The 15181-nt window shown below is 38.7% G+C and carries 20 protein-coding genes; 14 read left to right on the forward strand and 6 right to left on the reverse strand.

The features are described 5' to 3' along the window. Window positions 1–8: 8 nt before the first annotated feature. The gene (gene mltG, locus ACIF8R_RS13825; RefSeq protein WP_396481378.1) at window positions 9–1079 is read right to left on the reverse strand and encodes an endolytic transglycosylase MltG; all 1071 of its coding nucleotides are present in this window, start codon (window positions 1077–1079) and stop codon (window positions 9–11) included. Window position 1080: 1 nt separating this feature from the next. Next, complete coding sequence (gene pabC / locus ACIF8R_RS13830; RefSeq protein ID WP_396481380.1) at window positions 1081–1893, reverse strand: aminodeoxychorismate lyase; 813 nt, start codon at window positions 1891–1893, stop codon at window positions 1081–1083. A 262-nt stretch (window positions 1894–2155) separates the two neighbouring features. On the opposite strand from pabC, the gene ACIF8R_RS13835 reads away from it, so the two are divergent. From ACIF8R_RS13835 to ACIF8R_RS13860, 6 genes are all read left to right on the forward strand, one after another. Further along, a complete protein-coding gene (locus ACIF8R_RS13835) occupies window positions 2156–3163 on the forward strand; it encodes a sulfate ABC transporter substrate-binding protein (RefSeq protein WP_002052521.1) in 1008 nt (335 codons plus the stop codon). 30 nt (window positions 3164–3193) lie between these two features. After that, a complete protein-coding gene (locus ACIF8R_RS13840; protein WP_263614358.1) occupies window positions 3194–3802 on the forward strand; it encodes an alpha/beta hydrolase in 609 nt (202 codons plus the stop codon). Between the two features lie 80 nt (window positions 3803–3882). Beyond that, window positions 3883–4716 (forward strand): sulfate ABC transporter permease subunit CysT, encoded by an 834-nt coding sequence (gene cysT / locus ACIF8R_RS13845; RefSeq protein WP_004707527.1) that lies wholly within the window; start codon window positions 3883–3885, stop codon window positions 4714–4716. Continuing rightward, window positions 4713–5597 (forward strand): sulfate ABC transporter permease subunit CysW, encoded by an 885-nt coding sequence (cysW, locus tag ACIF8R_RS13850; protein WP_002052783.1) that lies wholly within the window; start codon window positions 4713–4715, stop codon window positions 5595–5597. The genes cysT and cysW overlap by 4 nt, the downstream gene beginning before the upstream one ends. A gap of 11 nt (window positions 5598–5608) precedes the next feature. Continuing rightward, window positions 5609–6670, forward strand: a complete 1062-nt coding sequence (locus tag ACIF8R_RS13855; RefSeq protein WP_002052588.1) for a sulfate/molybdate ABC transporter ATP-binding protein — start codon at window positions 5609–5611, stop codon at window positions 6668–6670. 71 nt (window positions 6671–6741) lie between these two features. Further along, the gene (locus ACIF8R_RS13860; protein WP_263614360.1) at window positions 6742–7665 is read left to right on the forward strand and encodes a CysB family HTH-type transcriptional regulator; all 924 of its coding nucleotides are present in this window, start codon (window positions 6742–6744) and stop codon (window positions 7663–7665) included. Window positions 7666–7760: 95 nt separating this feature from the next. Here ACIF8R_RS13860 and carO read toward each other — a convergent pair whose 3' ends face one another. After that, the gene (gene carO, locus ACIF8R_RS13865) at window positions 7761–8489 is read right to left on the reverse strand and encodes an ornithine uptake porin CarO type 4 (RefSeq protein WP_396481383.1); all 729 of its coding nucleotides are present in this window, start codon (window positions 8487–8489) and stop codon (window positions 7761–7763) included. A gap of 285 nt (window positions 8490–8774) precedes the next feature. On the opposite strand from carO, the gene dapD reads away from it, so the two are divergent. The 8 genes from dapD to ACIF8R_RS13905 all read left to right on the forward strand — a co-directional run bounded on the left by dapD (window position 8775) and on the right by ACIF8R_RS13905 (window position 13845). Then, complete coding sequence (gene dapD, locus ACIF8R_RS13870; protein WP_002052807.1) at window positions 8775–9596, forward strand: 2,3,4,5-tetrahydropyridine-2,6-dicarboxylate N-succinyltransferase; 822 nt, start codon at window positions 8775–8777, stop codon at window positions 9594–9596. A 78-nt stretch (window positions 9597–9674) separates the two neighbouring features. Beyond that, window positions 9675–10385: a 7-carboxy-7-deazaguanine synthase QueE gene (gene queE / locus ACIF8R_RS13875; RefSeq protein ID WP_289739227.1), complete on the forward strand. Its 711-nt coding sequence runs from the start codon at window positions 9675–9677 to the stop codon at window positions 10383–10385. 40 nt (window positions 10386–10425) lie between these two features. Next, the gene (gene queC, locus ACIF8R_RS13880) at window positions 10426–11097 is read left to right on the forward strand and encodes a 7-cyano-7-deazaguanine synthase QueC (RefSeq protein WP_001247780.1); all 672 of its coding nucleotides are present in this window, start codon (window positions 10426–10428) and stop codon (window positions 11095–11097) included. A gap of 13 nt (window positions 11098–11110) precedes the next feature. Continuing rightward, complete coding sequence (locus ACIF8R_RS13885; RefSeq protein ID WP_263614363.1) at window positions 11111–11527, forward strand: hypothetical protein; 417 nt, start codon at window positions 11111–11113, stop codon at window positions 11525–11527. A gap of 91 nt (window positions 11528–11618) precedes the next feature. After that, a complete protein-coding gene (locus ACIF8R_RS13890) occupies window positions 11619–12305 on the forward strand; it encodes a diphthine--ammonia ligase (protein ID WP_396481385.1) in 687 nt (228 codons plus the stop codon). Window positions 12306–12322: 17 nt separating this feature from the next. Then, window positions 12323–12784, forward strand: coding sequence for a peroxiredoxin (locus tag ACIF8R_RS13895; protein WP_396481387.1), 462 nt, complete (start codon window positions 12323–12325; stop codon window positions 12782–12784). A 117-nt stretch (window positions 12785–12901) separates the two neighbouring features. Then, a complete protein-coding gene (locus ACIF8R_RS13900) occupies window positions 12902–13471 on the forward strand; it encodes a CAP domain-containing protein (protein WP_396481389.1) in 570 nt (189 codons plus the stop codon). 11 nt (window positions 13472–13482) lie between these two features. Continuing rightward, the gene (locus ACIF8R_RS13905; RefSeq protein WP_004790695.1) at window positions 13483–13845 is read left to right on the forward strand and encodes a glyoxalase superfamily protein; all 363 of its coding nucleotides are present in this window, start codon (window positions 13483–13485) and stop codon (window positions 13843–13845) included. 4 nt (window positions 13846–13849) lie between these two features. On the opposite strand, the gene ACIF8R_RS13910 is transcribed toward ACIF8R_RS13905, so the two are convergent. From ACIF8R_RS13910 to gstA, 3 genes are read right to left on the reverse strand one after another with little or no spacing between them, the layout of a single operon-like run. Beyond that, window positions 13850–14230, reverse strand: a complete 381-nt coding sequence (locus tag ACIF8R_RS13910) for a nuclear transport factor 2 family protein (protein WP_396481391.1) — start codon at window positions 14228–14230, stop codon at window positions 13850–13852. Window position 14231: 1 nt separating this feature from the next. Then, window positions 14232–14444: a 4-oxalocrotonate tautomerase family protein gene (locus ACIF8R_RS13915; RefSeq protein ID WP_004790691.1), complete on the reverse strand. Its 213-nt coding sequence runs from the start codon at window positions 14442–14444 to the stop codon at window positions 14232–14234. Between the two features lie 39 nt (window positions 14445–14483). Continuing rightward, entirely contained in the window at window positions 14484–15086 is a 603-nt protein-coding gene (gstA, locus tag ACIF8R_RS13920) for a glutathione transferase GstA (protein ID WP_396481394.1), read from the reverse strand. Window positions 15087–15181: the final 95 nt, after the last annotated feature.

Genomic DNA, 15181 nt, shown 5'->3' on the forward strand with positions numbered 1-15181 from the left:
TCTTTTCCTTATTTCTTCGATCTCAACACGGATAAATACTGCTGCACTGCTTGATTATGAGCCTGCAAATCTGCAGTAAATTTATGACCACCATTACCAGTTGCCACAAAATAAATATTATTTGAGTCATCTGGATGTAATGCAGCTTCAATTGCTTTTTGACTTGGTAAGGCAATTGGTGTTGGCGGTAAGCCATTAATTGTATAAGTATTATATGGCGTTGGTGTACGTAAGTCTTCGCGAGTAATGTTACCCTTATAGTTTGCACCCATGCCATAAATTACGGTTGGGTCAGTTTGTAGACGCATACCAATTTTCAGACGGCGTACAAATACGCCAGATACCTGCTCAAGCTCACTATCTAAACTTGTTTCTTTTTCAACAATTGAAGCCATAATTAAAGCTTCATACTTATCTTTATAAGGTAAGTTTGGTGCACGATTCGCCCAAGCTGTATCTAAGGCTTTCATTTGGTGATGATATAAATCTGTCAGGATTTTTTTATCAGTTTCACCTTTTGCAAAGAAATAAGTGTTAGGCGCAAATAAACCTTCCGGATGATGATAAGGAACTCCTAGCGCCTTCATGAGCTGATCATCAGGTAAGTCGAGTATTGTATTTTTTACATTTTTATCATTTTTGAGTGCAGTAATTAGCTGTTTAAAAGTCGTACCTTCAATCACCAAAATACGGTTCATCTGAGCATTATCAGCATTAGATAACATCTCTAATACTTGTCTTACGCTCATTCCCTGCTCAACTTCATATACACCAGCTTTCATGCTGTCATGAATCATAAATCTTTGATAAAGCTTAAGTACAATAGGGAAATGGATTTTGTTTTCTTTTGCTAAGTGATCGATAAAACCAGAGTAGGTCTCACCTGAAGTGATCGATAGCATCTGCTTTTTCCCTTCAACAGGATAAGCTTTAAATAAACTTGACCATAAAATAGCAAAAATAGAAATTAAAACGATAAAACAGCCAGTGAGCACCAACTTTTTAGGAAAATGAGATGCTGTTTTCTTGCCCTTTTTTTTAGCATTTTTTGCTTTCGCGTTCACAGGTGGCTTCGGCATATTAATGAATCTGATTCAAGTTAAGAGTATGAAATAAATTTAGGCACGCCTGTGAATCTAGAGTTTGTTCACCGATTTGAGTAACTACTCGCATTGGATGTAAAGCATTACAAAAGAATAGACTCTGTATTTGTGGTACTTCATCTAGCTCAATTATTCTGACTTCGCAGGCAATTCCATGGTGCTGCATACGTGCCAAAATTTCTGCACGCATCACACCGTGGACGCCATTATAGCGAAGTTCCGGTGTAATCCATCTATCATTTAAACGAATAAAACAATTACTGCTTACCCCTTCAACAATATAACCTTGTACATCAGTTACTAATGCTTCTGCCCAGCCTTGTTGATCTGCTTCTTTTTTTAGCAGTACCTGTTCAAGACGGTTTAAAGATTTAAGTCCAACTAAACTCGGCATGGTTAAACCCAAGGCCTGATTTAAAACCCCACACTCAATAAAATCTGGTCGGAACTGCTCCAATGCTTTTGGATAAAACCAGACATAAATATCTGCTTCATGCTTTGGCAAACTATAACCACGGTCACCTTCACCGCGGCTAATCACAATTTTTAAAGTACCATTGAGCACAAGGTTTTGTTTATATAGCTGCTGCAAACTCTGTTCAATTAATTCAAAGTTTGCAGTTAATGCTAGTTTTTGGCAGGCAAGTTTTAGACGTTCCAAGTGCCGTGCTTTAAGCTCAATCTTATTTTGAAAAACACGAATTGTGGTAAAGCATCCATCTCCATAATGAAATGCTCGGTCTAGTAACGGAATGGTTTCAACAGGTTGCCCATTTTTAAAACACCACATGCTTAATCCGTCCTTTCTTAAAAACCGCCCAACAATACAACACCTTTCATTTAATTAATAAATGACTGATTTTAAAAAATTATACCGATTTAATCAGCTCTTTTGAAACTTGTTATATATCAAGATTTAAGAATAGCTTATCCATTTTTTATATTTCTATATTTTTCATATTAAATTCGTTTTTTATTATTTTTTTAGAATAAAGACTAGCGCTATTCTGCGTTCATGTTTTGAACATTTCGTATTTTTGAGGGGTTATCTCATGCGTTTTTCTCAATTAAAAGTCGGGGTTATTGCTGCTCTTCTTTCTGTTTCATCATTTGCAGCTCAAGAATTCTTAAACGTTTCTTATGATCCAACTCGCGAGTTATATACAGACTTTAATAAACAGTTTGGTACTTACTGGAAACAGCGTACTGGACAAGATATTCAGTTTAAACAATCACACGGCGGTTCTGGTAAACAGGCTCGTGCAGTGATTGATGGCTTAAATGCTGACGTTGTGACATTAGCTCTTGCAGCTGATATCGATGAAATTGCAGAAAAAGCAAAATTGCTTCCAACTGATTGGCAGAAGAAGTTGCCACAAAACTCCACACCATACACATCAACAATCGTGTTTTTGGTACGTAAGGGTAACCCTAAACAAATTAAAGACTGGGGTGACTTAATCAAACCAGGTGTAGAAATTATTACACCAAATCCGAAAACTTCTGGCGGTGCTCGCTGGAACTACCTTGCAGCTTGGGCTTGGGCAAAACATCAACCAGGTGGTAACGATGCTAAAGCACAAGAGTATGTCCGCCAAATTTATAAGCACACTAAAGTTCTAGATTCGGGTGCACGCGGTGCAACCACGACTTTTGCTGAACGTGGCATTGGTGACGTATTACTCGCTTGGGAAAATGAAGCTCACTTAGCTGTTCGCGAGCAACCGGGCAAATTTGAAATTATTACCCCGTCTCTTTCGATTTTAGCTGAACCACCAGTTGCTGTTGTTGAGAAAAACGCTGCCAAAAAAGGCAATCTCACCATCGCTAAAGGTTACCTTAACTACTTGTACTCACCTGCTGGCCAAGAAATTGCAGCACGTAACTTCTACCGCCCTCGTAATGCAGCTGTACTCAAAAAATACAGCAATGTATTTAAGCCATTGAAACTCGTAACAATTGATAAAGAGTTTGGCGGTTGGACAAAAGTGCAAAAACAACACTTTGATAATGGTGGTGTTTTCGATCAAATCGTGAAAATCAATAGTGCAGAGAAGTAATTCTTTGTACTAACGATAAGGAGAACAGACATGACTCACTCTGTAATTGTTCCAGGTGTAGGTGGAAGTGAACATCAACATTGGCAATCTTGGTTGCAGCGTCAACTCGTGTCTAGTTCTCGTGTTGAGCAAAAAAACTGGGATAGACCCGTATTAAGTGAATGGATTGAGCAATTTGTTAAAACTGTTCAAGCAGTACAAGCACCTGTGCAAATTGTTGCGCATAGTTTCGGTTGCTTAACAAGTGTTGCTGCTTTGGCTGAGCATCCTGAGTTACAAGCGCAAGTTAAAAAACTAATTTTGGTTGCTCCTGCAAATCCGGCACGTTTTGGTGAAGCTGGTTTTGCCCGCCATAGCTTGACTGACTACAAAGATTATTTTCATCAGTTAAAAATTAATGTGCCTACAACGCTACTGATTAGTGAAAATGATCCTTGGTTAGATTTTTTTGATGCTTTACAACTTGCTAAAGCGTGGCAATTAAACCCAATTAATCTTGGCCAAGTCGGTCATATTAATGTTGCTTCTGGTTTTGGCCCATTCCCTGATTTACTGAACTATCTACTTCCTGAAGACTCGATGTGTAGCCACTCATCTATTGATCCGGTAAAGACACATTTCTCTTTGAAATTTGCTTAATACCCAGCTTTATACCGCACCGTTTATCTTTATTTATTCGCTTACTGGTTTCAGCAGGCTTTTCTCTTTGAGGAAATATCATGTCGCAGCGATCCCGAGTGCTGCCTGGGTTTGGTCTATCATTGGGCTTCACCCTCGCCTACGTTTCTTTTATTGTGCTTATTCCATTAGCCGCAGTCTTTATCAAATCATTTGGAATCGGATGGGACGGACTATGGGAAATTTTAACCTCTGAACGTATTTTAAAATCGCTTCAACTCAGCTTTAGTTCAGCTTTAATTGCAGCGTTTATTAATGTTGTTTTCGGACTACTTTTAGCTTGGTGCCTTGTCCGTTATAACTTTCCCGGAAAACGTCTGGTTGATGCTTTAGTAGACTTACCTTTTGCACTTCCAACAGCAGTTGCAGGTATTGCTCTCACTTCGCTTTATGCCCCTACAGGCTGGATTGGTCAATATTTAGAACCACTCGGTATTCATGTTGCTTATACACCTATCGGGATTACGCTAGCTTTAGTATTTATTGGTATTCCTTTTATTGTTCGAACTGTTCAACCCGTACTAAGCGATATCGAAACCGAACTTGAAGAGGCTGCTTCTGCACTTGGCGCAAATCGCTGGCAGACCATTACTAAAATTATTTTACCAATATTACTACCTGCTCTATTTACAGGTTTTGCTTTAGCATTTGCCCGTGGCGTGGGTGAATATGGTTCTGTAATTTTCATCGCAGGTAACCAGCCGTTTAAAACAGAAATTGCCCCGCTCATGATCATTTCTCGCCTTGAAGAATATGACTATGCAGGTGCGACGACTATTGCTGCGGTTATGTTAGTTCTCTCTTTCATTATTTTATTTGTCATTAACTTACTTCAAGCATGGGCAAACCGTCGTACAGGGAGAAATATCACATGAACCTACATACCGACAGCAATGCACTTGCTTTGAAACTCCAGTCTCGTGATGCAACTCGTGAACCGACTTGGGTTCGTTATACGCTGATTACAGTTGCACTGATTTTCTTTCTTAGTTGCTTAATGCTGCCTCTTATTCTGGTTTTTGTTGAAGCGTTTAAACAAGGCCTTGAAGTCTATGTTCAGGCTTTAATTGATCCAGATACGTTGTCAGCGGTGAAATTAACATTACTCACCGCAGCGATTGCCGTACCGATTAACGTGATATTTGGTGTTGCCGCTGCATGGGCTGTTTCCAAGTTCCAGTTTAAAGGCAAAGCAATTTTAACCACTATTATTGATATGCCTTTTTCAGTTTCACCTGTTATTGCAGGTTTAATGATTGTACTGATTTTTGGTGCTCAAGGTTGGTTAGGCGGCTGGTTAATGGACCATGACATTAAGATTTTATATGCCGTGCCCGGAATTGTTTTAGCGACCATCTTTATTACCGTTCCCTTTGTTGCACGTGAGTTAATTCCTCTTATGGAAGCTCAAGGAACAGAAGAAGAAGAAGCTGCGATTGTACTTGGTGCCTCAGGCTGGCAAACCTTTTGGAAAGTCACTCTGCCTAACATTAAGTGGGGTTTAATTTACGGCGTGATTTTATGTAACGCGCGTGCAATGGGTGAGTTCGGTGCAGTATCGGTAGTTTCTGGCCACATCCGTGGTGAAACCAATACCCTGCCACTTCATGTTGAAATTTTATATAACGAGTACACCTTTAGTGCAGCCTTTGCCGTGTCCTCATTACTTGCTTTCTTAGCCTTATTAACACTGGTATTGAAAACTTGGTTAGAACTACATCAAGACAAACCAGAACCGCATTCAACTGATTCGTAAGGAATGAAATCATGAGTATTCAAGTTAAGAATATTGAAAAACACTTTGGTGCATTCCATGCGCTTAAAAATATTTCCCTAGATTTTCCAGAGGGTGAACTGGTTGCGCTACTCGGACCATCTGGCTGCGGTAAAACGACACTACTTCGTATTATTGCTGGCTTAGAGTCAGCCGATGGCGGTCAAGTGTTACTTGAAGGCGAAGATGCAACCAATGTACATGTTCGCGAACGTCAAGTCGGCTTTGTATTTCAGCACTATGCTTTATTCCGTCATATGACTGTATTTGACAATATTGCCTTTGGTTTACGTGTTCGTCCTCGTGCTACACGCCCCTCTGAAGCTGAGATTAAAAAACGTGTTACTCGTTTGCTTGACCTAGTTCAACTGGGCTTTTTAGCAGACCGCTACCCTGCTCAGCTTTCTGGTGGTCAACGTCAACGTATTGCTTTAGCTCGAGCACTCGCTGTAGAGCCTCGTGTGCTATTGCTCGATGAACCATTTGGTGCACTTGATGCCAAAGTCCGTAAAGAATTACGTCGCTGGTTACGCAACTTGCATGACGAATTGCATATCACTTCAATTTTCGTAACCCATGACCAAGAAGAAGCTCTTGAAGTGGCTGACCAGATTATTGTGATGAATAAAGGTAACGTTGAACAAATTGGTTCACCACGTGAAGTCTACGAAAAACCTGCAACGCCATTTGTATTTGATTTCTTGGGTCAAGCAAATCGTTTTGAAGGTGAACATGCCGGCGGTATTATCCGTATTGGCAATGATCGTATCGAATTACCGACTACAGTTCAGGCACCGCAAGGAAAAGTGATTGCTTTTGCCCGTCCGGATGAGTTACATATTCATTCGCAACCACAGGCAAATACAATTGAAGCAACTTTTGTACGTGAAGTCTGGATTGCTGGAAAAGTAGTGGCGGAATTACAAGATCGTAATGGACGTTTAATTGAGATTGCTCTGAGCAGTGAAGCTGCAAAACAACATGCATTTAAACCAAATCAAACTGTTTGGGTGAGTGCATCTCAACTTCACCTATTTGCAGATCAAGTTGCTTAAGGAATTATTTGGTGAGGAGCCATCTCGCGGAATTTAAAGCCGGTCCTCACCTCTTTCGAGGAAAAGTGTAAATGAACTTTCAACAATTAAGAATTATCCGAGAAACAGTACGCCAAAACTTTAATTTAACGGAAGCATCTGCCGCGCTATACACCTCTCAATCAGGTGTAAGTAAACATATTAAAGATTTAGAAGATGAATTAGGTGTACAACTTTTCGTTCGTAAAGGTAAACGTTTACTTGGTTTAACTGAACCGGGCCAATCACTACTTAGCATTGTAGAGCGTATGCTTGTAGATGCGGAAAATATTAAACGTCTTGCTGATGACTTTAATAAAGTGGATGAAGGTACGTTAACAATTGCGACAACGCATACTCAAGCACGTTATGTACTACCACCAATCGTCAATCAATTTAAAAAGCTGTTCCCTAAAGTACATTTGATTTTGCAACAAGCCAGTCCTGTCGAAATTGCAGAGATGCTTTTACAAGGTGAAGCCGATATTGGTATTGCGACAGAATCTTTAACAACTGAAGAAAACTTAGCAAGCATTCCCTACTATCAATGGCAGCACAGTATTATTACACCGCAAGAGCACCCACTTGCCAAACTCGATAAGATTGATCTTGATGCTTTATCTGAATATCCACTGATTACTTATCATGGTGGTTTTACAGGTCGTTCTAAAATTGATAAAGCATTTGAAGATGCTCAAATCGATGCTGATATCGTAATGTCCGCTCTTGATGCCGATGTTATTAAAACGTATGTAGAACTTGGTATGGGCGTCGGAATTGTCAACGATGTTGCTTACGATGCAGAACGTGACTATCGTTTAAAGCAAATTAAAACTGATATCTTTGGTGTTAACACCACATGGATTGCTGTTCGTAAAGGTCATCTCTTACGTGGTTACGGTTATGAGTTTATTTCTTTATGCTCACCTGACGCCGACATTAAAGCATTGAAAAAAATTGCTTATCCAGATGAATAAAAATTAAAAAACAAAAGAAAAGAGCTTTTTAGCTCTTTTCTTTTGTTTTATTAAGTACAAAAAAACGAGCCGAAGCTCGTTTTTTCTTTAGGATCTTACCAGAAGAAGTTCACACCAACTTTACCCACTGGTAACCATTTGTATTTGTCATCGTTACGGATTTTGTTTTCTTCGGCACGTAAATCTTTATCAAAATCAGCACCGTTAACATTCACAAAAGTACCATTTGATTTAAGATTTACTGTTGGGTTACCAGTATAGTAAGCACCTACTTCACCGAATACGCCCCAGTTTTTATTGATTTTAGGTGAGAAACCTACACCTACATAAGGAGCGATATCATTTTTATAACTTAATTTACCATCCACTGAACCATTAAAGTTATAATTATTACCATTTACTTTAATAGTACCGTCCTGTGAACGTTTAGTTAAGTCATAATCATTGTCTAAGTAAGCAGCACCCGCAGCTACATATACGCCTTGAGCCCAACGGTTAGTACTTGCACCCCATGGACGAATTTCAGCATTTAAATAAACGTTGTTATTGTCCATATCTAAGTCGTACTTAGTGCCATTTACTGACACATCATCACGCCAAGAAACATCACCACCGTTATAACCCAATGCTAAACCAACATATGGGTTTGCTTGCCATAATAAAGCACCACCGTAACCTGTAGTACCAGCCTCAGCACGAACACCTACTGGAATTAATTGGTTTTTATCGAATGCATAACTGTCATGAACAACAGCTTCATCTGCCATTGCAGCACCAGCAGCAAGTAAAGCTGTAGTTGTCACTAAAACACGTAATACTTTCATCGTTTTCTCCTCAAGAAAAGGCTCTGTTTTTAATTTATTCAGCTTGTGACAAAAATTATATTCAAGAGCATAGATTCTTTTTTATACAAAAACTGCTAGATTTCTGTTATTTTTTGATACAAATTGAGTTAAATTTTTATTTTCAAATCATTTTTGTGTAAAAAACACTTGATTATCTAATAAGCTTTTCCACTTTAACTCTCGCTTTAAACGTAACACGTTTTTTCAAAGATTCTTGTCACAAATTAGTGTAAAATCTTTAAAATTTTTTATGGAAGGAAGATCATGTCTCAGCTTTCTACGATCATTGAGCAAGCATTTGAAGACCGCGCAAACTTTACTGCAGCAGATTGCTCAAGCGAAATTCGCCAAGCTGTTGAAGAAGCAATTGCTGGATTAGATAACGGTACACTTCGTGTTGCAGAAAAAATCAATGGTGAATGGGTTGTTCATCAATGGTTAAAAAAAGCTGTTTTATTATCATTTAAACTAAATGACAATAAACCAATCGAGTCATGTGATCTTCGTTTCTACGACAAAGTTGAAACTAAATTCTCTGGTTGGACTGAAGAGCAATTTAAAGCTGCAGGTGTTCGTGTTGTTCCTCCTGCTGTGGCTCGTCGTGGTAGTTTCCAAGCTAAAAATGTGGTGTTAATGCCATCTTATGTCAACATTGGTGCTTATGTAGATGAAGGCACAATGGTTGATACATGGGCAACTGTAGGTTCATGCGCTCAAATCGGTAAAAACGTTCACTTGTCTGGTGGTGTTGGTATCGGTGGTGTTTTAGAGCCATTACAAGCTAACCCAACCATTATTGAAGACAACTGCTTTATCGGTGCGCGTTCTGAAATCGTTGAAGGCGTTATTGTTGAAGAAGGTTCAGTCATTTCAATGGGTGTCTTCATTGGTCAATCAACCAAAATTTATGACCGTGAAACTGGCGAAATCCATTATGGTCGTGTTCCTGCTGGTTCAGTTGTTGTACCAGGTAACATCCCATCTGCTGACGGTAAATACAGCTTATACGCTGCAATTATCGTGAAAAAAGTTGATGCGCAAACACGTGCAAAAACAAGTTTGAACGATTTGTTACGCGCTGACTAATTTCAGTTTGATCAAGCATCTCTACGGTCAACACTGATCGTAGAGATTTTATTTTTTATATAGTGTGGTATTTCTAGAATGGCTTCCTTACGTTCCTCTGCAATTCCTGTCTCTGACCCTGCGTCTGGTTTACGCATTACCGAGATTTTTTACTCGTTGCAGGGTGAAGCAAATGCCTCTGGTTTACCGACTGTATTTATTCGTCTCACAGGCTGTCCTTTACGTTGTACGTATTGTGATACCACCTATTCTTTTGAAGGTGGCGAGCGTTTATCACTCGAGCACATTATTGAAACGGCTGCAAAATATCAAACGCCTTATATTTGTGTGACTGGTGGTGAGCCTTTAGCACAGCCAAATTGCTTAATTTTATTACAACGTTTATGTGATGCTGGCTTTGACGTTTCTTTAGAAACCAGTGGCGCGCTTGATGTATCAAAAGTGGACCCGCGTGTTTCTAAAGTTCTCGATTTAAAGACCCCAACTTCTGGTGAAGAACATCGTAATCTCATCAGTAATCTTGACTACTTAACTTCACATGACCAAATCAAATTTGTGATTTGTAACCGTGAAGACTATGAATGGTCAAAACAACAAGTTGAACAATATCAACTGCAGACCAAAGTCAGTACCGTTTGGTTCTCCCCTGCCTTTGCAGTTGAAAAAGGTGCTGTTGGCCTGCCACGTTTAGCACGTGATCTGGCACAGTGGATACTGGACGATAAACTGCCTGTACGTTTCCAGCTACAGTTACATAAACTGCTCTGGAATGATGAATCAGGTCGTTAATCGCTCAATAAAATAAATCATTCCGAATATGGAGAAAAATATGCGCCCTCGTGCCATTGTTTTACTTTCAGGCGGCTTAGACTCAACCACTTGCCTAGCTTGGGCACAAGCGCGCTATGAATGTATCGCTATTAGTTTTATGTATGGTCAACGCTCAACCACTGAACTTGATGCAGCCAAAGCATTAGCTCAGCGTGCAGGTGTTGAACATCGTGTAATCAATATCGATTTAGCCAATTTAGGTGGATCTGCACTTACAGACCATAACATTGCTGTACCAGAACAATTACAAGAAGGCATTCCTGTAACTTATGTACCGGCACGTAACACAATTTTCCTTTCATATGCCTTAGCTGCGGCTGAAGTATTCAATGCTGAAGCGATTGTGATTGGTATCAATGCTGTTGATTATTCAGGATATCCTGATTGTCGCCCAGAATTTATTGATGCTTTTGCCAATATGGCTCGTTTAGCAACCAAAGCTGGTGTTGAAGGAAAACCACTTAAATTTGAAACACCCCTGTTACATTTATCCAAAGCGAATATTATACGTTTAGGGATTGAACATGGCGTAGACTATAGCCAAACGGTATCTTGCTACCAAGCAGATGCTCAAGGACGTGCGTGTGGCAAGTGTGACAGTTGCCGTTTGCGTAAAGAAGGCTTTATCGATGCCGGCGTTACCGATCCAACACGCTATATACCGCAATAAGTAGGTAAAATTTATGAAGTTGTTAAAATCAAATCTTATTCTTTCATCTTTATTCTCAGCAGCTGCACTTATGGCTGGTTCAGCTCAAGCAGCTGAAAACCCAGTTCAAGCAGCATATAAAAGCACTAACGTTAAAGGTGCATTAATCAACGTTTGTAAAGACCAAACTGCAAAAGGCGGTAAATTAAGTTCAGCTGAAGTTAGCAAATTCTGTAGCTGCCAAGTTGATGCTCAAGGTAAAGTGACTGAAGCACAAAAATGGGAAATCCAAAGCGCAATCAATGCGAAGAAAAGCCCAAGCTCTTTAGCTTTTGTACAACAACAAAACCGTGATCTTAAAGCATGTTTCGGTCCTCAGTTAACAACTAAGCTTGAAAAATTAACTGAAGAAGCGATGAAAGCAGCTCAACAACAAGCTCCTAAAAAATAAGCTTTTGTTGCTCCAAATTAAGCCTGCATTTATGCAGGCTTTTTTTATAGCTCTGCTAAAATGAAACTGATCTCGTCATTCGAAATAAACCATGCAAGAACAATGGAAAACCAACGCAACAGATAAACGATCTATTGTCTCATTTAGTGGAGGCAAAGACAGTTCTCTTGCTCTCTACCATGCAATGAAAACTGGCACGGTGAGTGGGCTCATTGTCATGCTTGAAGAACAAGGTCAGCGCTCTCGTTCACATGCTATGCCACTTGATATTATTCAGGCGCAAGCACAAGCAATTGGCTTACCTGTATTTATGGCTTCGTCTAGTTGGAATGACTATGAAACTAAATTCATTAGCTTACTGAATGAAGCGAAACAAAAAGGTGCAGAGGTGCTGGTTACAGGTGATTTAGATATGCCTGAACATGGTTGTTGGCATGACCGTGTCACTCAAACAGTGGGGCTTAAATTAGGCATGCCACTCTGGCTGCGTCCGCATCGTGAAGTGGTTGAAGAGTTTATTCAACTTGGATTTAAAAGTGTAATAGTCACTGTTAATCTTAAACTAGGAATGAAAGTAGAAGATTTAGGTCAAGTTTTATCTTTAGAATATATCCAAGAGCTTGAGAACCGTGGCATTGATCCATGCGGTGAAGGCGGTGAATTTCATACCACTGTCATTGATGGTCCAATTTTTAACAAAGCTATTCCTGTAAGAAAACTCGATATTGTTTATCATGAAGAATATGCTTTTCTACCACTTGAATTAGATCAAATTTAACTTTTAAAGGATAAGAAATGTCTGAAAATATTCAACTGCCAAATCAGGTTTTCCCAACTACACACGGCGAAGTTAATTTAGCTGAAGTCGATAATGAATGGCTGATTATTTACTTCTACCCTAAAGATTCAACTCCAGGCTGTACTACACAAGCTGTCGGTTTTTCTTGTTTAAAAGACCAGTTTGATACATTAGGTGCTCGTATTTACGGTGTTTCGCGCGACTCTGTAAAAGCCCATCAAAACTTTACAGAAAAGCAGGCACTGACCATTGATCTCATTAGTGATAAAGAAGAAGTACTTTGCAAACACTTTGATGTGATTAAAGAAAAGAACATGTATGGAAAAAAAGTAATGGGTATTGAGCGCTCTACTTTCATTTTCCATAACAAAACTTTAGTTAAAAGCTACCGTAAAGTAAAAGCTGCTGGGCATGCAGAACAAGTTCTAGAAGACTTAAAAGCCCTTCAAACAGCTTAATAAAATTAACTAACAAAAAGCGAGTTTCACACTCGCTTTTTGTTTGCAAAGCATTACCCAATACTTTGACTTTGGCGTATCATAAAAACATTAGAATAATTATTTTAAGGCAATGATATGAGTCTACTCAAAACCTGCTCTTTGCTGCCTATTACTCTTTTTATCGGTGCATGTAGTGCAAATACATTAGCAATACCCACTGATAGCACCACATCAATTGCTCAAATTCAAAACAATTCCAATGAAATAAGCTGCCAAGATTTACAAAATCCAGCCTACCAACAAGCTGTACTGAACACAATTAATCAGATCCGACAACAATCACGTCAATGTGGTCAGCAGTATTTTTCTGCAACTACACCGCTGAGTTGGAATAATAATTTATACCAAGGTGCACTCTCTCATAGTCAAGATATGGCAACACATAACTTTCTTGGACATGTTGGCTCAACGGGTCTAGACTTAAAATCACGTTTAAAACTTTACAATACACTTGGTAAAGCCAACGGTGAGAATGTCGCTAGTGGCCAAAAAACTTTAGGGCAAGTTATGTCTAAATGGCTAACAAGTCCCTTGCATTGTAGTAATCTAATGAATCCAAAATTCACCACTTACGCAATCGCGTGTGCTTCTGCTCAGTCTGTAAAGCAAAAGAGTTATTGGACTCAACAATTTGGTACACGCTAAAAGGAAAAATGATGCAATCTGGTTCAATCACTCCAATTTTAAGAATTTTTGATGTTGATTTAGCTCAATCATTTTATCTTGAGTTCTTAGGTTTTCAGCTTGATTGGCAACATCAATTTGAAGATAACTTTCCTTTATATTTACAAATTTCCAAAGATGATTGCGTTATTCATTTATCCGAGCATTTTGGTGATGCAAGTCCACATAGTGCAATCCGTATTTATTGGGAACATATTTATGAGCTGCACAGCGAACTAAGCAAAAAAGATTATAAATTTTCTAAGCCTCAGGTTGAAAAAACAGATTGGGAAACACTTGAACTCAGCATCACCGATCCTTTTTCCAACCGAATTATCTTTTGGGCAGATGCTTAATCATTCAGTCCGCTAAAATTTGATAACGGAATACTTTCGATATAATTCTCCATTGATCATCTTCAAACACAAATGTAAGTGCATCATAAAAATATTTAGGGTGGATAACGCATTCAACATGGACTAGCGCCAACCGTTCATGAATCAAATTGATTGAACTGATTTTATCCTGTCGTTTTTGTTGCTTTGAAGCTGGAGAAATCCGACTCGCAACAATCGGAAAATATTCAGCCATGCTAAGTCGTAGTACAGGTTGCTCGGTTACATTGATATATATGGCATCAGGATGAAAAACATTATTTAGAAGTTGCACATCACAAAAATACAAACCATCAAAATATTGTTCTAGTTGTTTCTGAATCTCAGTAATCGGATTATTTTGCATTTTAAGTACTCAAACTTTGTCTTTTTCGTATCGCAGAAACAGTTTCACCTGCAACACCCCAGTTATCAGTTTCAACTTCATCAATGACTACAAATGTAGTTGCAGGATCTTTATCAAGTACACGAACCACAAGCTCTGTTGCTTCTTGAATTAATTGTTGTTTTTGCTGTATTGAGACATTTTCTTTGGTAATTTGAATTAAAATATAAGGCATATAGACCTCCTTTTATAATTTTATTTAATAACAAAAGAATTAGGCTGCTTCGGCTGCAATTGCATCTTGAACTGTTTGGCGCTCAGAAATTCTGTTCATAAAACTGGCTAAATGGCTAAAGTGTGCTAAATCAAGGCCAATAAAATCAGCCCAGCGTGTGACAACAAAAAGATAAATATCAGCAATCGTAAAGTTGGTTCCTGTTAAGTAATTTTGCCCATTTAATTGTTGATCGACCCATGCATAGTGCTTATTGAGGGTTCTGCTATATATGTTTTTACTTTTTTCACGGTAAGATTCATTGAAAAATGGCGAATATGCTTTATGAATTTCAGAAGCAATAAAATTCATCCATGAGAGAACCTCGTAACGCTCGGCGGTATTTATTTCAGCTAATAAATCTTTTCGTGACGATTGGTCAACAAGAAATTGGCTAATTACAGCGCCTTCCGTTAATAATGAACCATTATCAAGCTGTAATAAAGGTACTTGTCCTTTTTTATTAAGTTGATAAAAGTCTTCACCCTTTTCTGTTAAATGCTGGTGTAAATCAACCTTGATTAATTCAAATGCAAATCCCAGCTCTCTTAAAACAATATGTGGCGCTAAAGAACAGGCATTTGGTGAATAAAATAGTTTCATAAAATAACTCCATACAAGGTATGAAAATCATCTTATTGTTTACTTATATGTGCTTAAATAGCCCAGAACTTAAATCATTTTTTACATGGTGTAAT

The sequence above is a fragment of the Acinetobacter sp. ABJ_C4_1 genome (assembly GCF_044538495.1).
GTDB lineage: Bacteria > Pseudomonadota > Gammaproteobacteria > Pseudomonadales > Moraxellaceae > Acinetobacter > Acinetobacter nosocomialis_A.